This is a genomic window from Microbacterium sp. NPDC090007 (assembly GCF_044748345.1).
Classification (GTDB): domain Bacteria; phylum Actinomycetota; class Actinomycetes; order Actinomycetales; family Microbacteriaceae; genus Microbacterium.
The window spans coordinates 1-23,134 of record NZ_JBIVFV010000001.1 but is presented as its reverse complement, the minus strand read 5'-3'; the positions used below and the strand labels follow the sequence as shown (position 1 = coordinate 23,134).

Sequence of the window (23,134 nt, the reverse complement as noted above, 5' to 3'; positions counted from 1 at the left end):
GCCGTGACCCAAGCCCGCGAGGCCCTCTCCGCGCCGACGTGCGCCCGATAGTCTCGAGGGCGCGGCCCGCACGTGTCCGCACCCTCGTCCCCGGGAGAAGAACGCATGTCCGTCGGTCTGCTCGCCGTCGTCGATGACATCCTCAGCGCCGCCATGCGCGCCAGCGCCAAGACGGCCGGTGTCGTCATCGACGACGCCGCCGTGACGCCCCAGTACGTCCAGGGGCTGACGCCCGCGCGCGAGCTCCCGGTGGTGTGGAAGATCGCGCTCGGCAGCATCATCAACAAGTACGTGATCATCATCCCGATCGCGCTGCTGCTGACCGCGTTCGCCCCCTGGGTGCTGCCGTTCCTGCTGATCATCGGTGGCGGGTTCCTCTGCTTCGAGGGCGCCGAGAAGGTGCTCGAGTGGTTCGGCGTCCACCACGAGACGCACGACGCGGACGCTCCGCGCGACGAGAAGAAGCTGGTCCTGGGGGCCGTGCGCACCGACCTCATCCTCAGTACCGAGATCATGCTCATCTCTCTCACGAGCCTGGACCCGGGGTTCAGCATCTGGATGACGCTGGGAGCGCTGCTGCTCATCGGATTGGCGATGACGATCGCCGTCTACGGCGCCGTCGCCCTGCTGGTAAAGATCGACGACATCGGTCTGCGCTTCATGAAGAACGAGTCGCGCGGCGTGCGCCGGTTCGGGGCCCGGGTCGTGGCATCCATGCCCACGGTGTTCCGGGTGATCAGCATCGTCGGGACCGTGGCGATGCTGTGGGTGGGGGGTCACCTCGTGCTGCAGAACCTCGCCGAGACGTTCTGGCACGGCCCCTACGACGTGGTCCACCTCGTCACCCACGCGATCGAGGCGGCGGGTCCCGTCGTCGTGTGGATCGTCGAGACGGCGATGTCGGCTGTCTTCGGCCTCGTGCTCGGGCTGATCATCGTCGCGGTCGTCACGGGGATTCAGCGCCTGGTGCGGCGGGAAACCCCCGCCGCGCACTGATTCTGCGCGGTGCCGCGACCCGTCAGTCGAGGCGGGAGTGCTCGCCCAGACGGTGCCAGGAACGGTTGTGGTAGACCAGCGCGGCACCCGGCTCGCCGGGCTCGAGGTCGCGCTCGACGTCGACCTGCAGTGCCTGCGCGGCGATGACGGTGGAGCCGCCGGCATCCATCCGGCTGACGATCTTGCACCGGAGCCAGGCGCGCACGCCGTGATAGACCGGCTCGCCGGTCGCCAGGCGCGACCACGTCGAGGTGTCGGCGAAGCGGTCCAGGCCGCTGGTGGCACCCGCGCGTGCAAGGCCGATGTCCTCGGCGTCGAGCAGGTGCACCACGATGGTGTCGGCCGCGATGATCGTGGGCGTCGCCGACGAGAGCGCTGAGACCGAGAAGATCAGCAGCGGCGGGTCGGCACTGACCGAAGAGACGGACGAGGCCGTGAGAGCGACGGGACCGTGCTCGCCGTAGGCGGTGATCACGGCGATGCCGCCCGGGTGACCCCGGAAGGCGCGCTTGAAGTCGTCCGCCGAGACCGAGGTGCCGATCGCGGGCGTGCTCTCGGGGGTGTTGTGGGGGAGCGAAGTCATGTCTACGACGTTAGGCGTTGGTGCGGTCAGTGGCGTCGCCGCGCGCAACACGGCGACACTCTCACCGACGGTCCACCGCCGCCCCGGGTGAAATACGATGCCGCACGGGTGAATTTGCTCGCGATGCGGCCGCGCCGACGCGGGTCCGCCGGCGACGGACTGTCCCGCGTGCCGTTCGGCGGCTGGCCGTCCCGCCGACGAGACGGCGCGCCCCTCACCCGATCTCGGCGTGCGGTCCGACGCGGCGGACGACCTGCCATCCTTCGACGACCCGCCTCGTGCGCGCCCGGGTCTCCGCGCCACCGAAGGCCCCGTCGTGTAACCCATGGCACGCCGCGCCGCGGCTCGCCGACGCCGCCCTCAAGGACACCGCACATGCCCCCGACATCCTCTGCACGTCTCGTTCTCGCAGGTCTGATCGTGGGTGCCGTCCTGGCGTCCGCGACGGGGCTCCCCGCCTCGGCCCTTCCCGACGGAACGGTCGTCTCGTACGCGGAGGATCCGGGCATCATCGCCAATCCCGGGCGAGGGTGGTACCACCACACGGAAACCCACTCCTTCTCCGACGGTTCGGGATGGACCCCGCTGGACCCGGGGGAGCTGATCCGCATGCGCGGCGAAGGAGTCACTCAGGTGCTCCGCGTGGTGTACCTCGAACGCTACGTCGACGCCGACCTCGACGCGGTCGTCCTCTCGGCACTCGAAAGCGATTTCGCCACCGCGCGCGCGGCGGGGGTGTCGGTGATCCTCCGCTTCGCCTACGTGCAGGGGGGCGACGGACCGTACGACCCTCCATACGGCGACGCGCCGCCCGAGCGCGTTCTCGCCCACATCTCGCAGCTGACCCCGGTGCTGCGCCGGAACGCCGACGTCATCGAGGTCGTGCAGCAGGGGTTCATCGGCTTGTGGGGCGAGGGGTACTTCACCGACCACTTCGTCGCCGATCCCGCCGAGCCGGGCACGGTGACCGATGCCGACTGGGCGGAGCGTAATCGGGTCGTCGCGGCGCTGCTGGCGGCGCTTCCGCCCGACCGCATGCTCCAGGTGCGGACGATGCTCGCGAAGCAGCGGGCTCTGGGCACCCCGAGCGGAACGGCGGGCGCGCTCGCCGACGCGCAGGCGTACGACGGGTCGGAAGCCGCGCGGATCGGCCACCACGACGACTGCTTCCTCGCCTCGCCCGACGACTTCGGCACGTTCCTGTCCGACCCGCTCTCGCTCGATCAGGATTACCTCGCACAGGACAGCCGTTTCGTGCCGACGGGTGGCGAGACGTGCGCCGTCAACGCGCCGAGATCCCTCTGGCCCTCGGCCCGGGCCGAACTCCAGCGGTACCACTACAGCTTCCTCAACCGCGACTACGACGCGGACGTGCTCGCGTCGTGGGGGCCGGACGGCATCGACGAGGCCGCTCGTCGTCTGGGCTACCGCTTCGTCCTCGAAAGCTCACGCGTCGTCGACGGAGCGGAGGCATCGGTTTCGATCACGCTGCGCAACGACGGGTGGGCAGCCCCTTACAACCCGCGTCCGGTGCAGCTCGCCCTCACCGGTGCAGGTGGATCCGTCGTCGTCCCCCTCGACGTCGATGCCCGCACCTGGGCACCGGGCCGAGAGATCGAGCTCACGGTGCCCTTGCGCGGCGTCGACCCGGGCCAGTACCGGGTCTCTCTGTTTCTGCCGGCTCCCGAGGCGTCTATCGCGGGCGACCCGCGCTTCGCGATCCGTGCGGCGAACCTGGGTACCTGGGATGCCGCGACCGGCAGAAACGACCTCGGGCAGGTCGTGCGCGTCGACTCTCCCGTTCCCCCGCCGTCCGGGTCGTCGGACCCGAGTGTGCCGGCCCCGCCGCGCGGAACGGAGCCGGCCGTCGTCACCCCGATCGCGTCGTCGACGCCGACGTCCGCCGTGCCGAACGGGTCGGCGAGAGGCCGACTCCCCGCGACGGGTGCCGAGCCGTCGCTGCCGGCCGTGATCGCGGCCCTGGCTCTGCTCCTCGCCGGGGGCGTCCTCCGAGTCGCCGCCAGGCACCGTCGCCGCGCGGACTGACCTCGCCGAGCAGACACCGAGACGGGGCCCGGATGCCATCGCATCCGAGCCCCGTCGCCGTTCGCCTTCGACTCAGCCGAGCAGCGGCACCGCCCCCACGAGCACGCCGACTGCCAGCATGACCAGCGACACGACCGTCGCGCGCCACAGGACCTTCTTGTGGTGGTCGCCGAGATTGACCCCGGCGAGCGATACGAGAAGCAGGATCGCCGGCACCAGCGGGCTCTGCAGGTGAACCGGCTGACCGGTGATCGAGGCGCGGGCCATCTCGACCGGTGCGATGCCGTAGTTCGCCGCGCTCTCGGCCAGCACCGGGAGGATTCCGAAATAGAACGCGTCGTTCGACATGAAGAACGTGAACGGGATCGACAGGACACCCGTGATGACCGCGAGGAAGGGACCCATCGACGAGGGGATTACCTGCGTGATCCAGTCGGCCATCGCGGTGACCATGCCCGTGCCGTTGAGCACGCCGACCAGAACGCCGGCGGCGAGCACCATCGACACCACGCCCACGATGCTCGGAGCGTGCGCCACGATCTCATCGGCCTGCGAGCGCAGCTGGGGGAAGTTCACGATGAGGGCGAGGGCGGCCCCGACCATGAACACGAACGCCAGCGGGAACAGGTCCATGACCAGCAGCACCATGACCGCGACGGTGAGGGCCAGGTTGAACCAGATGAGCTTGGGGCGCAGCGTCGCGCGGTTGGGGTCGAGCATGGTGTCGGCCATCGCCGTGTCGGCGGCCTCGACCAGCTGCGGGGCGGCGACGGCGCCCTGACCGCCGCGCACCGTGACCACGTTGCCGGTGCGCAGCGACGCGAGGGCGCCGGGCTTGTGCTCTGCGCCGCGGAAGATCTTGGGCGCGCCCAGGCGACCGAAGCCGCCGGGGCCGGCGATCTTCGCGGTGTCGATCGAGCCGGCGAGGCGCTTGCGCTCGGACAGGCCGAGGAACCACGCGAAGGCGAGCGCGACGATCAGGCCGGCCAGCAGCGAGGGCAGCATCGGCACGAAGACGTCCGTGGGCTGCAGGCCCAGGGCGGTCGCGGCGCGGACGGTCGGTCCGCCCCACGGGACGATGTTGAGCGTTCCGTTCATCAGACCTGCGACGCATGTCAGCACCACCGGGCTCATGCCCAGGCGCAGGTACAGCGGCAGCATCGCCGATGTGGTGATGATGAAGGTGGTCGATCCGTCGCCGTCGAGCGAGACCGCGCCGGCGAGGATGGCCGTGCCCAGCACGATCTTGGCCGGATCATCGCCGAGGAAGCGCGTGATGACGCGGATGAGCGGGTCGAACAGGCCGACGTCGATCATGATGCCGAAGTACATGATCGCGAACAGCAGCAGGGCGGCGGTCGGGGCCATCTTGCCGATCGCGTCGATGACCATGTCGCCCAGGCCGAAGCCTGCTCCGGCGATGAGGCCGAACACCGTCGGCACGACGATCAGCGCGACCATCGGCGTCATGCGCCGCGTCATGATGAGCGCCATGAACGACAGGACCATGAGGAAGCCGAGGGCGACGAGCACACCGTCGGCGGGCGTGTACGCCACCGGGTACTCGACCGCTTCGGCCGAGAGGATCAGGGGGGTCATCGCGACTCCTTCGTCGTGGATGCCGGCACGGGGCGCGCCGCCGATGCGGTGACACTACGCAGGCCCGCGTCGTCGCCGCGCTCTTGCTCGCATTGAGGGGCGTTGTGCGCGTACCGTGTGTTCTGCGCATTTCGCGCACGACGTCGTCGCCGAGCGGGAGGTGCGCATGCGGTTCGCCACGCGGATGCTCGTCGTCCAGGTCGCCACGCAACTCGTCGTGGTCGCCGTGTGCACCGCGGTCTTCGCGTGGCTGGGGGTGCAGCAGCTGCGGGCCGAGGCCGATTCGTCGGCGCTGAACATCGCCCGCTCCGTCGCCGAGGCCCCCGACGTCCGCGCGCTCGTGACGACCTTCTCCGCCGACCCCGGCACGCCCGCGGCCGCGGACCTGCGCGACGGGGCCCTGCAGCAGTACGCCGCCGACGTGACGAGCCGTACGCAGGGCCTGTTCGTCGTGATCACCGATGATCACGGCATCCGTCTCGCCCACCCCGATCCCGACCGCCTCGGCCAGGTCGTCAGTACGAGCTTCGCCGACGCCCTGGCCGGACGCGAGGTCGTCACGTGGGAGACCGGGACGCTCGGAGAGTCCGCCCGCGCCAAGGTGCCCATCTATCCCCCCGCCGGCGGAGCGCCGGTCGGTGAGGTGAGCGTGGGCTTCGAGCGGGCGAGCGTGTTCGATGGTCTGCCGGCGCTGATCGCGGGGATCGCGGTGGCCGTCGCCCTCGCGGTCGGGATCGGCTCGATCGCCGCACTGCTCATGCGCCGACGGTGGGAACGCCTCACCCTGGGGGTGCAGCCCGAAGAGCTCGTGGCGCTCGTCCAGACGCAGACCGCGGTACTCGAGGGTGCCGACGAGGGCGTGCTCGCCTTCGACGACGCCGGTGTCGTTCGCGTGTGCACCACCGCCGCCGAGCGGATGCTCGGGATCACGGATGCCGTGGGGCGCCGCGTCGACGCGCTGGGACTGCCGCAGGCCGTCACCGCCGCCCTGTCGCGGGTCGGCGCCTCGGCGGGGCTCCCGCTGGGAGACCGGGTCGTCTTCGTCGATGTGCGACCGGTTCGCCGGGGCGAGCGAGCCCTCGGGCGGGTCGCCGTCCTGCGCGATCGCACCGACGTCATGGCGCTGTCCGGCCGACTCGACAGTGTGCGCGCGATGGGTGATGCGCTGCGCGTGCAGCGACACGAGAACGCGAACAGGCTGCACGCCGCGGTCGGCCTCGTCGACGCCGGTCGCGTCGACGAGGCGCGCGCCTTCCTCGCCGATCTGGTGGACCGCGGGTCGGTCGATTGGGCGGTCCCCGGCATCGAGCTCGTCGGCGACGCGATGCTGCAGTCGTTCCTCGGCGCCAAGGCGCTGTCGGCGCGCGAGCGCGGCGTCACGCTCCGCGTGGCCGAGGACACGTTCGCGCGCAGCCCGATCGACGACGTCGAGGACGTGGTCGCGGTGCTCGGCAACCTGATCGACAACGCGGTGACGGCCGCGGCCTCGGCCCCGCCGCCCCGCGCGGTGGAGGTGAGCGTCCTCGACGACGCGGACGCCGTCGTGGTGACGGTGTCCGATTCGGGCGGAGGGATCGCCGACGTCGAGGCCGTCTTCGCCTCCCGCGATCGCGAAGACGACGCGGATGCCGTCCACGGCCTGGGCATCGGGCTCCCGCTCTCGCGCGAGTTCGCACGCCGCCGCGGCGGCGAGGTGTGGGTCGTCGACGCGGGGGGCGCGGGGCGCGGCGCGGTCGTCGCGGCCCGCTTGCCGGGCGTGCGTCGTTCGCCCGTGCCGACGGTGAGAGAGGGGGAGGGCGCGTGAGCGGCATCCGTGTTCTGGTGGTCGACGACGATTTCCGGGTGGCGGGGCTGCACCGCGACGCCGTCGCCGCGCGTCCGGGTTTCGTGGCCCTGGATGCGGCGCGCACGGTCGGCGAGGCGCGCGCTGCGGTCGCTGCGCAGGCCCCGGACCTGCTGCTCGCCGACGTGTATCTTCCCGACGGCGACGGCATCGAGCTGGTGCGCTCCCTCGGCGTCGACGCGTTCGTGCTGTCGGCTGCGACGGATGCCGCGACCGTCCGCCGCGCGTTCTCGGCCGGGGCGCTGGCCTACCTCGTCAAGCCGTTCGACACCCGCGTGCTCGCCGAGCGGCTCGACCGTTTCGCGCGATACCGCAACCTGCTCTCGGGTGCTCGCCCCCTGTCGCAGGACGACGTCGACCGCGCGGCCGCCGTCATGCGCGGTGAGCGAGAGGGGCCCTCGCTGGCGCGCTCGACGACGGAGCAGAGCGTGCTCGCCGCGCTGGGGACCGACGAGGCGTCGGCGGCCGAGGTCGCCGAGCGCATCGGCGTCTCACGCGCCACGGCGCAGCGCCACCTGACCGCGCTCGCCGAGCGGGGAGTGGTGCAGGTGGGCCTGCGCTACGGCAGCACGGGGCGCCCCGAGCACCGCTTCCGCGCGGGGGGCTGACGGAGCAGGCGGGGCCGCGCGGTCGCCGGGCCCGACGGAGCGCTCCGGTGCCTCCGCCGGGCTGCGCAGCCCGAGCGAGGGGGCTCAGCCCTCCAGTACCGCCCATCCGCGCGGGCCGAGCTCGACCCGGCCCTCGACGAGGGTCCCGTCGCCGGTCACGACCGTGCGCGCGTCGGCGGCCGGCAGCGACACCGGTTCGTCACCGATGTTCAGCGCGACCACCACCGCGTCGCCCTCGACCGCGGTGCGCAGCACGATCGACGCATTCGCCACCTCGACCACGTCGGTGTGGGCGCGCCACAACCACGGCTTGCGTCGGCGCAGGGCGATGAGCGCGCGGTGGGCCTCGAGGATGCGCGCGTCCGCGTCTTCGACAGCGTCGGGGGATGCCGGGAACTCCGGCCGCACCGCATCGTCACCGCCCTCGCGCTCCTCCTTGCGTGCGGTCCACCCGTACTCGTCGCCCGCGTACACCGACGGCGTGCCGGCGACGGTGAACAGCACCGCGAGCGCGTGCGGAACGGCAGCGCGGCCCACGGCGGAGGCGATGCGCGTCACGTCGTGATTGCCGACGAACGTCTGCGGGGCGAAGGTGGCGAGCAGGGCGTCATGCCGCTCGATCGCGTGACTGAGCTCGAACAGGTTCGCGTCGGAGATCCCGTGCCAGATGCCCTGCCACAGCTCGTACTGGGTGAGGGAGTCCATCGTCGACGCGCGCACGAGACCGGGCCCGTCGCCGTGGATGACCTCCCCGAGGAACCACGCCTCGGGGAAGCGCTCGCGCACGCGCGGGAGCACGTCGGCCCAGAACGCGGGCGGCACGGCGTAGGCGGCATCCAACCTCCAGCCGTCGATGCCGCGCTCGAGCCAGTGGCACATGACCTCGACCACCAGATCGGCCACGGCGGGCGACGAGTGGTCGAGGGCGACGAGCGCGTCGTGGCCCTCGAAGACCTCGGCCTCCAACCGACCGTGCTCCCATCGACCGCGGAACAGCGGCGGGGCGTCCTCGGTCGCTTCCCGGAACGCGGGATGCGCGCGGCCGACATGGTTGAAGACCCCGTCGAAGAGGACGCGGATGCCTCGTTCTCGAGCGCTCGAGAGCAGTCGGTCGATGTCGGTGTCGTCTCCCAAGCGCGGATCGATGCGGAAGTGGTCGACCGTGTCGTAGCCGTGCGTCTCCGAGGCGAACACCGGCCCGAGCAGCAGTCCGTTCAGGCCGAGTCCGATGACGTGGTCGAGCCACGGCTCGAGGCGGTCGAGGCGGTGCACGACGTCGGCGTCGGGCTGCACGCCGTCACGGATGGGCGCGCCGACGAACCCGAGCGGGTAGACGTGCCACCACATGACGTGTTCGGGCCATTCGGGCATGGCGTCTCCTCGGCCCGGGGGTCGTGCCGGGATCTCGACGCTATCTCGTCCGCGGCGGGTGATCGGGGGGTTGTGGCGGCGCGGATGCCGGGGGTCACGCCCGCGCGCGGTCCGCCGTCGGGGCGAACAGCGGCAGATCGAGCGCGTTGTCCCGGGCGGCGTCGACGGCGGCTGCGACCGCGCCGATCGAGACGATGTCGGCACCGAGGGTGGAGGCGAGGATCCGGGGTGCGGGCAGGTCCACGGCGCGCGGAAGCGCGTCGACGGCGGCACGGATGATGGGGTCGGCGCCCTCGGCGATGGCGCCCGAGACGATCACACGATCGGGGTCGAAGAGGCTGCCGAAGATTCCGACGACGCCGGCCAGGGCCGCGCCGACCTCGCGGGCGATCGCGAGGGCTCCCGCGTCGCCGGTCGCGGCGAGGTCGAGCACGGTCTTGGCGTCGATGCGGTCGGGGTCGAGATCCCGCAGCGGGCTGTCCGCGGGCAGGGCGCCGGAGGCGAGGGCGGCCCGGGCGGCGGCGACGCAGCGCGGGGCGAGCCCCTCGGCGCCGCCGACGCCGCGGACCCGGTCGAAGGCGACGGTCTCGCCCGCACCGCCGTGCTTGCCCCGGAGAAGGCGGCCGTCGACGAAGATGCCGGCACCGAAGCGCTCGCCGGCCAGCAGGGCGATGAAATCGTCGCAGCCGACCGCGTCCCCGCGCGCGTGTTCGGCGACGGCGGCGAGCGTCGCGTCGTTCTCGACGCGGACCACCGGCGACCACGACGAAAAGGTGTCGACGAAGCCGGGATTCATGCGCTCCCAGAACCGGTCGTGGTGCACGGGGGAGCGGCCCGCGCGGTCGACGGGTGCGGGCACGCCCACGCACAGCGCGACGATGTCGGAGCGACGGCGTCGCGCGCGGGTCAGGGTCGCGTCGACGGTGGCCTCGGCGGCTCGCCGCCGGCGTTCGGGGGAGTCCCGTTCGGGGTCGACGGTGAGCCGCGAGGTCGCGATCGTGTCGCCGCGGAGGTCGGCGACCGTGGTCGTGAGGTGTCCGCGGCCGGCGTCGACACCCACGACGACGCCGACGTCGGGGCGGAAGGCGAAGCGTCGGGCGGGACGGCCCTTGGAGTACTCGCCCACGGCGCGGGCGTTCGGCATCTCGCTGAGCAGGCGTCGCGCGGTGAGCTCGTCCAGGACGTCGATCGCGGTCGACCTCGTGACCCCGATCGCCGCGATGACGTCGCTCGCGGTGAAGGCGTCGACCCGCCAGGCGTGGCGGAGGACGACGTCGAGGCTGTGGCGCCGCAACGAGGGTGTCGCGGTCGTGGCATCCATCGGCATCCATCCCGTCTCTGGGTCGCATCGTCGCCCTTGACCGGTGTTCGGTCCGATGCAATACTGCCTGCACGACATTGATTTGGCGACTAGATTTAGTCGCCAGCACAACGTATTCGCAGCGCAGCGAAGGAGGAGCCAGGTGTCGACGAAGACCAGGGCGGGGCGACGATGGATCGCGGCGACCGCGGTGGGGGTGCTCGGAGCGGGTCTGCTCGCGGGGTGCTCCGCCGACGGGCGCGAGACCATCCGTTTCACGTTCAGCAAGCGTGAGGCGCTGTCCTTCATGGACGACGTCGTCGCGCAGTACAACGCCTCGCAGGACCAGGTGCGGGTCGAGATGGACAGCTCGGGTGTCGACGTCGTGTCGGCGAGCTTTGTACGCGGCAACCCGCCCGACATCATGCTCGCCAACTACAACTACGAGGTGGCCCGCTTCGTGCAGCGATGCGCCCTGAGCGACCTCAGCGGCACCGCCGCGGCCGAGAGTGTTCGCCGGGACCTGCAGCCCCTCATGGACCAGTACGGCTCCTGCGAGGGACGCACGAGCGCGCTACCGTACTCGGTGATGGCGGCATCGGTGATCTACAACACGCAGATCTTCGCGCAGCTGGGACTCGAGGTCCCCACCACGTACGACGAACTGATCCAGGTCGCCGACACGCTGGAGCAGAACGGCGTCACCCCGTTCTATGGCACCTTCAAGGACGACTGGACGGTCGCCCAGGGCTGGTACGACTACTCCGTCGGCGGCTCGCTCGACGTCATCGACTTCTTCGACGCCCTCGCCGCAGAGGGCGCCCAGGTCGGCCCCGACTCCGCGGTGTCGTTCGCCAAGGACTTCACCGAGCCGATGCAGCGCATGCTCGATCTGGCCGAGAACTACACCAACGCGGATGCCGAGAGCCGGGCGTACGGTGACGGCAATCTCGCCTTCGCCCAGGGCGAGGCGGCGATGTACCTGCAGGGACCGTGGGCGCTCGGCGAGATCGCCAAGACCGCTCCCGACCTGCCGGTGGGGACGTTCCCGCTGCCGATGACCGACGACCCCGCCGACCTCAAGGTCCGCGTGAACATGGACCTCGCCGCGATCATCCCCGAGGCCTCGCGCCATCAGGATGCCGCTCGCGATTTCCTCGAATACCTGTACCGGCCCGAGGTGATCGAGGCGTACAACGAGTCGCAGCTGGGCTTCGCCCCGACGGACGACGCCCCGTCGCCGAGCGATCCGCGCGTCGCCGGAATGATCCCGTACTACGACGAGGGCCGCATCTACCAGGGCGCGTCGGTCCTGGTGCCCAAGACCATCCCCACCTTCAACTACGCGCAGGCGATGATCTTCGGCGCCGCGCCCGAGACGACGCTGCGCACCATGGACGAGGACTGGTCGCGTCTGGCGTTCCGCCAGCCCCCGGCTTCGACGACGGATGCCGCTGGCGAGGAGGCCGCGCGATGACCACCACCACCACGATCGTGACGGGGGGAAAGGCGACCGCGCGTCGCAGCACCCGCCGGGTCGAACCGATCTACTACTTCTTCCTCGTCCCGACCCTCGTGCTGTTCACGCTGGCCATCACGGTGCCCGGTCTGATCGGCATCTTCTTCAGCTTCACCGACTCGATCGGGCTGGGGGAGTGGAACTTCACCGGGCTCACGAACTACATCGCCATCTTCAGCGACCCGGCGATCCTGCAGGCCTACCTGTTCACCTTCGGGTTCTCCATCGCCACGGTCGTCGTCGTCAACGTCGCGGCCTTCCTGCTCGCGGTGGGCCTGACGGCGCAGATCCGCTTCAAGAAGGCGCTGCGAACGGTGTTCGTCATCCCGATGGTGATCTCGGGCATCATCATCGCCTACGTCTTCAACTTCCTCTTCAGCAACTCCGTCCCCGCCGCGGGGACCGCTCTCGGCCTCCCCTGGCTCGAGACGAGCCTGCTCGCCAATCCCGATCTCGCCTGGGTCGCGATCGTGGTCGTCACCGCGTGGCAGGCCATCCCCGGCACGCTGCTGATCTACATCGCGGGGCTCCTCGCGGTACCCGGCGACGTGTACGAGGCTGCGGGCCTCGACGGGGCGAGCAAGACCCAGCAGCTCCTGCGCATCACGCTGCCGTTGGTCGCCGGCTACGTCGTGATCAACGTCATCCTCGGGTTCAAGGGCTTCCTGAACGCGTACGACATCATCGTCGGTCTCACCGGCGGTGGCCCCGGCACCGCGACCCGCAGCGTCGCGATGTCGATCATCTTGGGATTCAACGGGGGCGATTACGCCTACCAGATGGCCAATGCCGCGCTCTTCTTCGTGGTCGCCGTCGTCATCTCGCTCCTGCAGCTCTCGCTGACCCGGGGAAGGAACACCCTGTCATGACCGCCCTCAATCAGCCCGCCCTCGCCGTCGAACAGGCGGAGCTCTCCGTTCCCGATCGGCGGGGCCCGGACGCCCCGCGTCGGCCCGGCCGCCGTGTCGGCGGCGAACGCGTCACCTGGTCGACGACGACGATCCTCGTGCTGTGCACGCTGACCGTGCTGCTGCCGCTGTACGTCACGGTCTCGATGGCGCTCAAGAGCGGGACGCAGGTGGTCGACGGCAACGCGTTCTCACTGCCCTCGCCGATCAGCTTCGACGGCTTCGTCCAGGCGTGGACGCTGACGAGGTTCCCCGTCGGACTGGCGATCTCGCTGCTCGTGACAGCGGGGACCGTCATCGCCACGATCGTCCTGGCCGCGTTCGCGTCCTACGCGATCGCCCGCAACTGGGACCGAAAGCTCTTCCGCTACTCGTTCTTCTACCTGCTCGCCGCGATGTTCATCCCGTTCCCGGTGGTGGCACTGCCGCAGATCCAGCTCACCGGACGCCTCGGGCTCGACAACCCCGTGGGCGTGATCATCCTCGCCACGATGTTCCAGCTGAGCTTCAGCGTGCTGCTGTTCACCGCGTTCCTGCGTTCGATTCCCCTCGAGCTCGAAGAGAGTGCACGTATCGACGGGGCGTCGACCTGGCAGACGTTCTGGCAGCTGATCTTCCCGCTGCTGGCCCCGATGAGCGCCACGGTCGGCATCTTCGCCTTCCTGTACGCCTGGAACGACTTCATGATGCCCTCGCTCATCATCAGCGATCCGGCTCTGCAGACCCTGCCGGTGCGTCAGAACCTCTTCCAGACGCAGTTCAGCAACAACTACAACGTCGCCTTCGCCTCGTACCTCATGGCCATGGCCCCCGCGATCGTCGCCTACCTCTTCACCCAGCGCTGGGTGATGGCGGGTGTCACGCAGGGCGCCGTCAAGGGCTGATCCACCACCCCCCCCGAAAGGACAACCGTGACCACGTCCGCACCCGTTTCCGAACGCGCTCCGCACTCTCGCGACCTCTCCGACGCCCCCGACTGGTGGCGCCAGGCCGTGGTGTACCAGGTCTACCCCCGCAGCTTCGCCGACACGAACGGCGATGGCCTGGGCGACATCCCCGGCATCACCTCCCGTGTTCCCTACCTGGCGGAACTGGGGGTGGATGCCGTCTGGCTCAGCCCCTTCTACCCGTCCGACCTCGCCGACGGCGGCTACGACGTCGCCGACTACCGCGACGTCGACCCGCGCCTGGGCACCCTGGCCGACATGGACGAGCTCATCGCGCAGCTGCACGCGCACGGCATCCGTGTCGTGGTCGACATCGTCCCCAACCACACCTCGAACAGACACGCGTGGTTCCAGGAGGCGCTCGCCGCCGGTCGCGGTTCGGCCGCGCGAGAGCGGTACATCTTCCGCGAGGGTACGGGTCCCGACGGCGCCGAGCCGCCCACGGACTGGGTCTCGGTCTTCGGCGGAGCGGCGTGGGAGCGCGTGGCGGACGGGCAGTGGTACTTCCACAACTTCGACGTCTCGCAGCCCGACCTGAACTGGGCGAACCCCGAGGTGCGCGCCGACTTCGTCGAGACCCTGCGCTTCTGGAGCGATCGGGGCGTCGACGGATTCCGCATCGACGTGGCGCACATGCTCACCAAGGATCTCCGCGAGCCCCTCCCCTCGCGGGCCGAGCTGGAGGCGATGCCGATCGACGGCAGCCACCCGCTGCTCGACCGCGACGACGTGCACGAGGTCTACGCCGAGTGGCGGGCCGTCTTCAACTCCTACGACCCGCCCCGCACCGCCGTGGCCGAGGCATGGGTGCACCCCTCGCGCGTGCCGCTGTACGCCAGCGCCGACAGCCTGGGTCAGTCGTTCAACTTCGACCTGCTCGAGGCCGACTTCGACGCCGGCCAGTTCCGCCGCATCGTCGCCGACAACCTCGCGCTCGCTACGGAGTCGGGGTCCTCCACGACGTGGGTGCTGTCCAACCACGACGTGGTGCGCCACGCCACCCGCTACGGGCTCCCGGATGCCGAGCGCGACGCCGAGGGGCGGCCGACCCTCAAGCACGGCAACGAGTGGCTGCTCTCGGGCGGGCGCACTCCGGCGCTCGACGCCGAGCGGGGCGGACGCCGTGCGCGGGCCGCGGCCCTGTTCGTGCTGGGCCTGCCCGGCTCGGCGTACCTGTACCAGGGCGAGGAGCTGGGGCTGCACGAGGTGGCCGAGATCCCCGATGACCAGCGTCAGGATCCGACGTTCTTCCGCAATCGAGACGTCGATCTGGGGCGGGACGGATGCCGTGTGCCCCTGCCGTGGTCCGCGTCGGCCCCGGCGTTCGGCTTCGGCGACGGCGGTGCGCACCTTCCGCAACCCGAGTGGTTCGCCGCCGCCGCCGTCGATGTGCAGGACGGCGATGCGTCGTCGACGTTGTCGCTCTACCGTCGCGCGCTGGAGCTGCGGCACGAGTGGCAGACCGAGGAGCGGCTCGAGTGGGTCGACGGCGACGAGCGCGACGTGGTCGCGTTCCAGCGCCCCAACGGGTGGACCGTGGTGACCAACTTCGGCGTCGAGCCCGCCGCGCTGCCGGCCGGCGAGGTGCTGCTGTCGAGCCGCCCGCTCGACGGCGACACCCTTCCCGGCGAGACGACCGTCTGGCTGCGCCGCGTGTGAGGACCCGAGAAGCCCCGGCGGTCCCGCCGGGGCTTCTCGGCGTCCGGCGGCATGCCCGCCGCGCACGTCGGCCGTCCACGACATCCGGACCGATTCCGAAACGCCCCGGGTCTCGTGGCCACTCGACGCCCCGGGCGGCGCCCGAGGTCAGCCGGCGGGCGCTGCCCCGCCACCGCGCGGGCTCTCGGAGCCCGATCACCCCGGCCGTCGGTCGCGTGCGGCGAGCACGCGGCAGCCGCGCCGCTCGTCGGCGGCGATGGGCGACGGATCAGCCCGTGCGCACCCAGCCGTCGCCGCGCCGCTCGATCGCGCCGGCCGCAGCGAAGGCCTCGAGCCAACCGCCCATCGGCCACTCGCCCCACCGACGGTGGAAGGCCGCGCCGTTGCGCAGGATGTCGTCGAGGTGCTGCCACGGGGGCGACGACACGGGATGCCACTGGTGGAAGGCGTCGGCACCGCCCACCCAGCGCAGGTCGACGCCGGCTGCCCGCGCGGTCCAGGCCAGGTCGGTGTCCTCGGCGCCGTAACCCTGGTACTCCGAGTGGAACCCGCCGACGCGGCTCCAGGTCGCGGGGGTCGCGGCGAACGACAGCGACCAGAACAGGTCGTACTCCGCGGGGGTCGCCGCGCGGGTCGTGCCCGCCCGCAGCGCGGGCCGGGCGCGGTGGGGGCGCACGAGGAAGGGCAGGTCATCGGCCCGTGCGGGGCGCTGGACGCTCAGCAGATACGTCACCGCTCCCGCGAGCAGCGCGTCCGGGTGCGCAGCGGCGGCGGCGGCGTACGCGGGCAAGAGCTCCGGGCCCGGCAGACAGTCCACGTCGAGGAACACCAGAAGCTCCGCCCCGGCATCGACGGCCGCGGCGGCGGCCCGATTCCGGCCCTCGCCGACGCGGAGCCCGTGAGGCCCCGGGGGGACGTGAAGCGCCAGGGCGGCGGCATCCGGGATGCCGTCCGGCGGTGTCTCGTCCAGCCAGGCCTCTACGCGCACGATGTCGCCCGCGACCTCGGCGAGCACGCGTCGCTGGCGCTCGAGGTGCTCCCGGCGTGCCGAGGAGGCGACCGTGATGACGGCCGTCCTCACGGCAGCACCGCCTCGACGGCGGAGGCGAGGCGGGGCGCAGCGCCCGCGACCTGCCAGCTCCGCCACTGCGGGCGGTCGCCCGCGGCCCGCTCGACGAGGTCGACCAGCTCCGCGGGCTGCACCGACGCCTCCGCGCGGCGCGCGAGTCCCCAGCGCTCGAGGGCGGTCGCCGTGTGCTCCTGCTCGTCGAAGGGGCGCTCCTGCGCGATGACCACCGCGCGGGTCCCGGCGGCGGCGAGGTCGGCGACGCTGTTCTGCCCGGCCGCACTGATCGCGACGGTGGTCCGGGCCAGGAGCGGCCAGGGATCGTCGATCCGCGAGGACTCGTCGTGGCCGATCGACGTCACCGTCCACCCGCGGTCGCGCAGGCGCGCGGTCGTCTCGTGGCGCACCTCCGGTTCGAGCACGCGGCCCAGCATCAGCACCGAGCGCTCGTCGGGGGCGTCGGCGGGCTCGCGGCCGTCGAAGCGTGAGATCCCCCCGGTCCACATCACGCGGTCGCCGTGCGCCGACAAGCCGTCCGTCGGGACGGCGCCGTGCGGCCACGGCGCGACGATGCGGTCGGCGAGGTCGTAGGCGAGCGCGTGCGGGGCGTCGGTGCGTGCTCCCGGCTGGGTGACGGCGATGGTGCGCAGCCCGAGCAGCCGGACGAAGGCGACGACCTCGGCGCTGACGTCGACGACGAACGCCTGCAGGGCGCGGTCCACGGCGGCTGCGGCGATGGCGGCGAGCCGGGCGCGGTGGCCGGGGTGCCCGTGCGGAGCCCAGTGCAGATGCCCGCGTGCCGTCGGATCCGCGTGCCGGGGGTCCATGATCGAGCCGTCGGGGCCGTCGAAGGGATCGGCGTCCGGGGGCAGCTGCATCCACTCGACGTGCGGGGGCAGGCCCGCGGGCCGCTCCATCGACGAGAAGGCCGTGACGGGAGTGCGCAGGTGCGGCTGCACCGCGAGGAACCGCGCGACGTGGCCGTGACCGTGGTGGTGGACGTACCAGCCGATCACCACGACACCGCCGGCACACGTCGCGCGGCCACGGGCAGGGCCGTGTGGGCCAGCACGCGTTCCACCTCGCGGTAGCGCTGCGCGAGGGAGTGCTGGCGGACCGCGGCCCGCCGTGTCCACACCCGGGTGAGGGGCTCGGCGGCGCCCTCCGCGGCCAGACGAGCGGCGGCCTGGGCGAGCGCGACGACGTCCCCGGGGGTGACCGTGGCCGAGCCGGGCATGCCGGCGAGCACCTCGGAGACCCCTCCGATGTCGAAGGCGGCGACCGGGGTGCCGGTCGCGAGGGCCTCGGCGATGACGAGGCCGAACGGCTCCTCCCACATCGGGGTCACCAGCGCGACGGCCGACGACCCGACGAGTCGGCACAGGTCGGGCTGGCGAAGTGGCCCCACGTAGCGCGCGTGGACGCCGAGGCGGGGCACGATCTCCTGCTCGAAGTAGTCCACGTCGCCGATCCGGCCCGCGAGGACGAGGTGCGCCCCGGCCGCGCGTGCGGCTTCGATGGCCAGGTGAGGGGCCTTCTCGGGCACCACCCGACCCGACCACACCCACGAGGTGCCACCGTCCCCGCGCAACCACTGGTCGGTGTCGATGCCGTTGGGGAAGACGAAGGCGTCGACCCCCTCGACCGACCACGCGCGCGCGGTGGCCTGACTGACCGCGACGAAGCGGTGCGGGCTGTCGCGCACCTCGGCGGCGGCTTCGAGCAGGGGTTCCAGCGGCGGCGTGTGCAGGGTCGTCACGACGGGGATCCCGGCCTCGCGGCTCCACCGGATCGGGGCGGGATGCAGGCTGTGGTTGTCGACCACGTCGTACAGGTGCCGATCGGCGAGCAGGCGGTCCCGTGCGGCGTCGTACGCGGCGTCGACGGCCGGGCCGTAACCGGTGGGGTACTCGGTGTCCGAGGCGTCCTCGGGGCGTGTCCATTCGGGCACGGGCAGACGGAACTCGGGTGTGTCGCCGAGGAAGTCGCTCCCGTCCGCCGCGCACAGGGTGACATCGTGACCGCGCTCGCGCAGCCAGCGCACCCGATCCCACACGCAGGCTTCCAGGCCCCCGGCGTGCGGCTGGCGCAGGGGGTATCGGCTGGGGGCGACCACGAGCACGCGCAGGGGCCGCTGCGCCCGGATCACGCCGCGGCCTCCGTCGACAGCACCGCGCGGTAGAGGTCGAGGTGGGCGGCACGGACGGCGTCGCGCTCCGCCGTGCGATCCTGTCGTCGACGGTCGACCTCGGCCGCGCGCTGCGGCGAACCGGGGATCGACGACGCGGGGTCGGTGGCATCCAGGATGGCTCGAGCGAGCGAGACGGGGTCGCCCAGTCCGAAGGTGTGGAAGTGCGCGGGGTGCTGCGCGGCGATGTGGCCGATGCGCGTGCCGATCACGGGAACGGCCAGGTCGTGGCACAGTTCCGCCCATCCCGACTGCGTACCGTGGCGGTACGGCAGCAGGCACGCGTCGAGGTCGGCGAGCCACGCCGCGAGCTCGTCGTCGTCCAGCCGTGGGCCGCGTTCCACCCGGATGCCGTCGGTGTCGCGGGCGAGCAGATCGATGGATGCCGCGGCCTCGGCGTCGCGGACGTTCTCGTTGAGCCGGACGACGCCCTCGACCCGGGCGCCCTGCGAGCGAAGATCCGCGATCGCCCGGACGAGGGTGGCGGTCGTTCCCACGCCGTCGATGTTGGGTCGGAGATCGCGCAGGTGCACGCCGATGCGCACCGCGTCGTGACGGGTGCCGACGGGGCGCACGCCGTCGTCGAGCAGGGTGGGGTGGGCGATGACCTCCGGCGTGCGGCCCGTGAGGCCGTGCACCTCGGCGGCGGCCGTGTCGGTCAGGGCGATCAGGGCGTCCGCCGCCGCGGCGAGGACGGCGACCGAGGCGCGGTGAGCGGTCTGATCGGTCAGCTGGGGGTTCTCCAGATCGTGCACGGTGTACACCAGGGGGCGTCCGAGGCTGCGCAGCATCGCCACCGTCTCGACCAGCTCGTCCGGGCGGTACGACTCGATCCCGAAATGCACGTGGACCAGGTCGAAATCCGCGGCGTTCTCGCGCAGCCACGCGGGCAGGAGCACCTGCGGCGGCCACCACTGCCCGGCTGGTGCACCCGGGGGTGGGGGGTCGACGAGCAGCCGGACGTGCTCCGGGTCCGTGACGGCGGCGACGTACGGGTGCGCCGACGGGACGGCCGCGACACGGACCGGGGGGACGGTGGTGACGACGATCTTCTCTCCTCCTCGTGCGTGCGGGCATGGCGGTGCGCGTACCGCATCGCCAGGCACATCGCAATGCAACGGGGCGGTTGGGACGACGACGACACCGACGGATACCTTCACATCATGGGTGTCGAGACGGCGCGGGCGCACAGCCTTGCGGACCACGACGCGGCGGTGATAGCGCGCAGGGCCCACTACGCGGCGTTCTTCGGCGACGTCCTTCCGCCCGAGGGCTACGGCGTGGTGGTCGGCAACTGCCAGGCCGAGTCGCTGCGCCTGGTCATCTCCTCCGACGCCCTTCCCACCGTGCGCGTGCCCGCGGTGCACGAGCTCACCGCGGACGACGCCGGGCGCCTGCACCGCCTGCTCGCCGGGGCGTCCTTCCTCGTCGCGCAGCCCGTGCGGGACGACTATCGCGGGATGCCGCTGGGCACCGCCCAACTGCGCCGCTCGCTGCCCTCGTCGGCGCGCACCGTGACCGTCCCGGCGGTCCGCTTCGCGGGCCTCCATCCCTTCCAGGCGGTCCTGCGTCTTCCCGATTTCCCCGAGGATCCGCCGCTCGTCGCCTATCACGACGTCCGGACGGTCGCCCGCGCCGCCGGCCTCGACGTGGCCGCCGCGCTCCCGGCGCGCGCGGTGCAGGAGATCGCTGCGGCGTCGCGGAGCGAGCTGCGGCGCCGCGAGGGGCTCGGCCTCGACGTCGCGGCATCCGATCTGCTGGAACCGGTCGTCGACGACCTCGCCCGCACCGTCAATCACCCGGGCAACGCGCTGTTCCTCCCTCTGGGCGCCCGCCTGGTCGCGGCTCTGGGGGCTCCGGGTCGTGAGGTCGATCCCGGCCGCCCCATCCTCGCCTCCGTGCGGGCGCCGCTGGAGGAGTGGGTCGTCGACGCGTGGGGGCTCGATGCGACACCGCGCCCCGACTGGATCGTCGGCGGCGAGAACGTCCCCGCCGACGTCGTCCGCGACGCCCAGCTCGCGTATTACGCCGAGCGCCCGGCTCTCCTGGCCGCGGTCGTCGACCGCCTGACCCCCCTCCTGCGCACGTGGAGCGCTGCCGCATGACCCCCGGAGTGGATGCCGCCCCGCCCGTCCTCCTCGTGCACCCCGGCACGCACGGCGTCGCCGTCTACGCCCGCGACGTGGCGGCCGAGGTCGTGCGTCTCGACGGCCGCGCGCGGGTCACGACCCCCGACGCCGTCGCAGCGCTCGCCCCGGGCACGGCCGTGCACGCGCACGTGACCGACCGTCTGTGGGGGGCGTCGCCCGAGGAGGCGACGCACCATGTCACGGCGCTGGCCGCACGGCATCCGCTCACCGTCACCCTGCACGACGTCCCGCAGCTCTCCGACGGTCCGCGCAACCGCCCCCGCCGCGCCGCGTTCTACCGCGCCGTCATCGAGGCCTCCCGCGCCGTGGTCGTCAACAGCGCGCACGAACGCGAGCTCCTGCGCGAAGAGGGGGTGTGGCACGGCGAGGTCGGCGTGATCCCCCTGCCCGTCGTGTCCGATCGGGCCGTCCGGGTCGAGCGGGACGACGACGCCGTGGGAGTGCTGGGGTATTTCTATCCCGGCAAGGGTCACGACGAGGCGCTCGCGGCGACGATCTCCGCGGGGATGACGGCGATGACCGTCCTCGGACGGGCGTCCGACGGGCACGCCGCCGATCTCGACGCGTTCGTCCGCCGGGCCGAGGCAGCCGGCGTCGCGGTCGAGGTGACCGGCTGGCTCGACGACGCCGAGATGTCGGCCCGTGTCGCCCGCGTCGCGGTACCGGTGATCGCACATCGTCACGTGTCGGCATCGGGCTCTCTCGCCTCGTGGGTGGGATGGGGCCGGCGGCCGGTTTCGGTGCGCAACCGCTACGTCGACGAGATGGCGGCGCTGCGTCCCGGCACGCTCGCGGTCGTCGAGGCGGACGAGCTGGGCCGCGCCGTCGCCGCGGCACGGCGGCAGGCGTCCTCGACCTGGCACGACGCCGACCCCGTGCCCTTCGGTCGGGCCGACGGCGCTCGCGCGTACCTGCGGTGGTGGACGGAGGTGTCGGCGTGATCCCCGTGGAGTGGAACGACCGGATGCCGTGGGTCCCGGGCAATCGCTGGGATCTCGTCGCGCATCGACGGCCGCAGCCCCCGCGGGTCAGCGTCATCGTCACGCACTACGCGCAGCCCGACGAGCTGGCCCGGACGCTGGCGGCGCTCGCGCGGCAGGATCACCCCCGCGAGCTGCTCGAGATCATCGTCGCCGACGACGGTTCCCCCCAGGCCCCCGCCGTTCCCGACGGGGTGCGTGTCGTGCGACAGGACGACCGGGGCTTCCGCGCGGCCGCAGCCCGCAACCTGGGTGCGGCCGCAGCGACCGGAGACGTCCTCTGCTTCCTGGATGCCGACACCACCCCCGAACCCGGGTACGTCCGACGATTGTCGCGGCTTCCCGCCCTGCTGCCCGAGGCCGTCACGGTCGGCCGTCGCCGGCACGCCGACCTCACCGGGGTCCCGGCCGCCGAGCCGATCGAGCACGCCGGTCCCGCTCGCGAACTCGACGAGCCCGCGTGGCTGCGCGAGGCCTATGCGCGCAGCGGTGACCTGCTGCGGGCGGACGACCGCTCGTACCGGTACGTCATCAGTGCGGTGCTGGCGTGCTCTCGCGCCTTCTTCGACGAGGTCGGGGGATTCGACGAGACGTTCGCGTCGTACGGGGGCGAGGACTGGGAGTGGGCGCACCGGGCATGGCAGTCGGGAGCGGTGCTGGCCCATGTCCCCGACGCGGTCGCGTGGCACGACGGGCCCGACTGGGCCGGACGCGACGGCGTCGACCGCGCCGCCGAGGGCAACCGGCAGAGTCTGCTGCTGGCCGGCCGCATCCCCGTCGACGGCTCCGCTGCACGGGGGGTGCTGACCCGGAGCGCGGACCTGCAGGTGGTGGTGCCCGGAGCCCTCACCCCCGCGGCGGCCTTCGTCTGCGCCGATTCCTTCCTCGCGGCCTTTCCCCGCTCCGTCGTGACGATGGATGCCGTCCCTCCCGTCGCCGCGTTCGACGACGACCCGCGGGTCCGTCCGGTCGCGGACCCGGTCGACGCGCGGGTGGTCCTGCGCCTCGTCGCACCCGCCGTGGTGCTCGATCCGACGTCGCTCCGGTCGGCGCTGGCGGTCCTGTCCGAGTCCGACACCGGGCGGGTCCGCCTCGTCTCGCCCGAGGGGGCGTTTCTCGGTCGGGCGCACTCGCGACGCGCTGCTCGCCGTTCGTCTCGCTGGGGGACCGATGCGGCGCATGGCGAGAGCGAGACGACGGTGGCGGGCCTGCATCCGCTCGGCCCGGAGCCCCATGTGGAGGCCTGGCTCGGCGGGTGGGGCGGGGCGGATCGCTTCGCGTGATTCCGGGGTTTTTGGTGTGCGACACGCCCGGGGGGTGGTGTCGATTCGACGGGTGGGGGGTTCGGGCGTAACTTATTACTTGTTCGCC

General features: G+C 72.2%; 19 protein-coding genes. 11 read left to right on the top strand and 8 right to left on the bottom strand.

What is annotated here, in order from left to right; translation table 11 throughout:
* The first annotated feature begins 105 nt into the window (after positions 1-105).
* On the top strand, positions 106-996 hold the full coding sequence (locus ACIPVB_RS00095) for a DUF808 domain-containing protein (protein WP_400365861.1): 891 nt from the start codon (positions 106-108) through the stop codon (positions 994-996).
* A 22-nt stretch (positions 997-1,018) separates the two neighbouring features.
* Here the strand turns inward: ACIPVB_RS00095 and ACIPVB_RS00090 are convergent, their stop codons facing one another.
* Positions 1,019-1,579 carry a flavin reductase family protein gene (locus ACIPVB_RS00090; RefSeq protein ID WP_295789138.1) on the bottom strand — a complete coding sequence of 187 codons (561 nt, stop codon included), beginning with the start codon at positions 1,577-1,579 and terminating at the stop codon, positions 1,019-1,021.
* Between the two features lie 375 nt (positions 1,580-1,954).
* Here ACIPVB_RS00090 and ACIPVB_RS00085 point away from each other — a divergent pair, with 375 nt between their 5' ends.
* Positions 1,955-3,625, top strand: a complete 1,671-nt coding sequence (locus tag ACIPVB_RS00085) for a DUF4832 domain-containing protein (RefSeq protein WP_400365859.1) — start codon at positions 1,955-1,957, stop codon at positions 3,623-3,625.
* 72 nt (positions 3,626-3,697) lie between these two features.
* Here the strand turns inward: ACIPVB_RS00085 and ACIPVB_RS00080 are convergent, their stop codons facing one another.
* Positions 3,698-5,224: a CitMHS family transporter gene (locus ACIPVB_RS00080; RefSeq protein ID WP_400365857.1), complete on the bottom strand. Its 1,527-nt coding sequence runs from the start codon at positions 5,222-5,224 to the stop codon at positions 3,698-3,700.
* A 115-nt stretch (positions 5,225-5,339) separates the two neighbouring features.
* Here ACIPVB_RS00080 and ACIPVB_RS00075 point away from each other — a divergent pair, with 115 nt between their 5' ends.
* On the top strand, positions 5,340-7,028 hold the full coding sequence (locus ACIPVB_RS00075; protein ID WP_400365855.1) for an ATP-binding protein: 1,689 nt from the start codon (positions 5,340-5,342) through the stop codon (positions 7,026-7,028).
* Positions 7,025-7,675, top strand: coding sequence for a response regulator (locus ACIPVB_RS00070; RefSeq protein ID WP_400365853.1), 651 nt, complete (start codon positions 7,025-7,027; stop codon positions 7,673-7,675). The genes ACIPVB_RS00075 and ACIPVB_RS00070 overlap by 4 nt, the downstream gene beginning before the upstream one ends.
* Before the next feature lie 84 nt (positions 7,676-7,759).
* Here the strand turns inward: ACIPVB_RS00070 and ACIPVB_RS00065 are convergent, their stop codons facing one another.
* Both ACIPVB_RS00065 and ACIPVB_RS00060 read right to left on the bottom strand, forming a co-directional pair.
* Positions 7,760-9,046, bottom strand: a complete 1,287-nt coding sequence (locus ACIPVB_RS00065) for an alpha-amylase family glycosyl hydrolase (RefSeq protein WP_400365851.1) — start codon at positions 9,044-9,046, stop codon at positions 7,760-7,762.
* A gap of 94 nt (positions 9,047-9,140) precedes the next feature.
* On the bottom strand, positions 9,141-10,367 hold the full coding sequence (locus ACIPVB_RS00060; RefSeq protein WP_400365850.1) for an ROK family protein: 1,227 nt from the start codon (positions 10,365-10,367) through the stop codon (positions 9,141-9,143).
* Between the two features lie 142 nt (positions 10,368-10,509).
* Here ACIPVB_RS00060 and ACIPVB_RS00055 point away from each other — a divergent pair, with 142 nt between their 5' ends.
* Genes ACIPVB_RS00055 through ACIPVB_RS00040 form a run of 4 tightly spaced genes read left to right on the top strand, consistent with a single transcriptional unit; the run spans position 10,510 to position 15,379 of the window.
* Positions 10,510-11,823, top strand: a complete 1,314-nt coding sequence (locus tag ACIPVB_RS00055; protein WP_400365848.1) for an ABC transporter substrate-binding protein — start codon at positions 10,510-10,512, stop codon at positions 11,821-11,823.
* Positions 11,820-12,734 (top strand): carbohydrate ABC transporter permease, encoded by a 915-nt coding sequence (locus tag ACIPVB_RS00050; RefSeq protein ID WP_400365846.1) that lies wholly within the window; start codon positions 11,820-11,822, stop codon positions 12,732-12,734. The genes ACIPVB_RS00055 and ACIPVB_RS00050 overlap by 4 nt, the downstream gene beginning before the upstream one ends.
* Positions 12,731-13,657 (top strand): carbohydrate ABC transporter permease, encoded by a 927-nt coding sequence (locus tag ACIPVB_RS00045; protein ID WP_400365844.1) that lies wholly within the window; start codon positions 12,731-12,733, stop codon positions 13,655-13,657. Before ACIPVB_RS00050 ends, ACIPVB_RS00045 begins: the two co-directional genes overlap by 4 nt.
* Before the next feature lie 27 nt (positions 13,658-13,684).
* Positions 13,685-15,379, top strand: coding sequence for a glycoside hydrolase family 13 protein (locus ACIPVB_RS00040; protein WP_400365843.1), 1,695 nt, complete (start codon positions 13,685-13,687; stop codon positions 15,377-15,379).
* Positions 15,380-15,647: 268 nt separating this feature from the next.
* Here ACIPVB_RS00040 and ACIPVB_RS00035 read toward each other — a convergent pair whose 3' ends face one another.
* The 4 genes from ACIPVB_RS00035 to ACIPVB_RS00020 are packed head-to-tail and all read right to left on the bottom strand — an operon-like array spanning position 15,648 to position 19,739.
* Positions 15,648-16,460 (bottom strand): glycosyltransferase family 2 protein, encoded by an 813-nt coding sequence (locus ACIPVB_RS00035; RefSeq protein ID WP_400365842.1) that lies wholly within the window; start codon positions 16,458-16,460, stop codon positions 15,648-15,650.
* Positions 16,457-17,461, bottom strand: coding sequence for a glycosyltransferase (locus tag ACIPVB_RS00030; protein WP_400365841.1), 1,005 nt, complete (start codon positions 17,459-17,461; stop codon positions 16,457-16,459). Before ACIPVB_RS00030 ends, ACIPVB_RS00035 begins: the two co-directional genes overlap by 4 nt.
* Positions 17,458-18,594: a glycosyltransferase gene (locus ACIPVB_RS00025; RefSeq protein WP_400365840.1), complete on the bottom strand. Its 1,137-nt coding sequence runs from the start codon at positions 18,592-18,594 to the stop codon at positions 17,458-17,460. Before ACIPVB_RS00025 ends, ACIPVB_RS00030 begins: the two co-directional genes overlap by 4 nt.
* On the bottom strand, positions 18,591-19,739 hold the full coding sequence (locus ACIPVB_RS00020) for a glycosyltransferase (RefSeq protein WP_400365839.1): 1,149 nt from the start codon (positions 19,737-19,739) through the stop codon (positions 18,591-18,593). The genes ACIPVB_RS00025 and ACIPVB_RS00020 overlap by 4 nt, the downstream gene beginning before the upstream one ends.
* Positions 19,740-19,745: 6 nt before the next feature.
* On the opposite strand from ACIPVB_RS00020, the gene ACIPVB_RS00015 reads away from it, so the two are divergent.
* Genes ACIPVB_RS00015 through ACIPVB_RS00005 form a run of 3 tightly spaced genes read left to right on the top strand, consistent with a single transcriptional unit; the run spans position 19,746 to position 23,046 of the window.
* Positions 19,746-20,738, top strand: coding sequence for a WcbI family polysaccharide biosynthesis putative acetyltransferase (locus ACIPVB_RS00015; RefSeq protein WP_400365838.1), 993 nt, complete (start codon positions 19,746-19,748; stop codon positions 20,736-20,738).
* A complete protein-coding gene (locus ACIPVB_RS00010) occupies positions 20,735-21,724 on the top strand; it encodes a hypothetical protein (protein WP_400365837.1) in 990 nt (329 codons plus the stop codon). Before ACIPVB_RS00015 ends, ACIPVB_RS00010 begins: the two co-directional genes overlap by 4 nt.
* Positions 21,721-23,046 (top strand): glycosyltransferase family 2 protein, encoded by a 1,326-nt coding sequence (locus ACIPVB_RS00005; protein ID WP_400365836.1) that lies wholly within the window; start codon positions 21,721-21,723, stop codon positions 23,044-23,046. The genes ACIPVB_RS00010 and ACIPVB_RS00005 overlap by 4 nt, the downstream gene beginning before the upstream one ends.
* Positions 23,047-23,134: the final 88 nt, after the last annotated feature.

Bases quoted from the DNA above. Each gene is read 5' to 3' on its own strand.
- ACIPVB_RS00080 (WP_400365857.1), bottom strand. From the start codon at position 5,224: ATGACCCCCCTGATCCTCTCGGCCGAAGCGGTCGAGTACCCGGTGGCG.
- ACIPVB_RS00015 (WP_400365838.1), top strand. From the start codon at position 19,746: ATGCAACGGGGCGGTTGGGACGACGACGACACCGACGGATACCTTCAC.
- ACIPVB_RS00085 (WP_400365859.1), top strand. From the start codon at position 1,955: ATGCCCCCGACATCCTCTGCACGTCTCGTTCTCGCAGGTCTGATCGTG.
- ACIPVB_RS00060 (WP_400365850.1), bottom strand. From the start codon at position 10,367: ATGGATGCCACGACCGCGACACCCTCGTTGCGGCGCCACAGCCTCGAC.
- ACIPVB_RS00045 (WP_400365844.1), top strand. From the start codon at position 12,731: ATGACCGCCCTCAATCAGCCCGCCCTCGCCGTCGAACAGGCGGAGCTC.
- ACIPVB_RS00010 (WP_400365837.1), top strand. From the start codon at position 20,735: ATGACCCCCGGAGTGGATGCCGCCCCGCCCGTCCTCCTCGTGCACCCC.
- ACIPVB_RS00065 (WP_400365851.1), bottom strand. From the start codon at position 9,046: ATGCCCGAATGGCCCGAACACGTCATGTGGTGGCACGTCTACCCGCTC.
- ACIPVB_RS00095 (WP_400365861.1), top strand. From the start codon at position 106: ATGTCCGTCGGTCTGCTCGCCGTCGTCGATGACATCCTCAGCGCCGCC.
- ACIPVB_RS00090 (WP_295789138.1), bottom strand. From the start codon at position 1,579: ATGACTTCGCTCCCCCACAACACCCCCGAGAGCACGCCCGCGATCGGC.
- ACIPVB_RS00050 (WP_400365846.1), top strand. From the start codon at position 11,820: ATGACCACCACCACCACGATCGTGACGGGGGGAAAGGCGACCGCGCGT.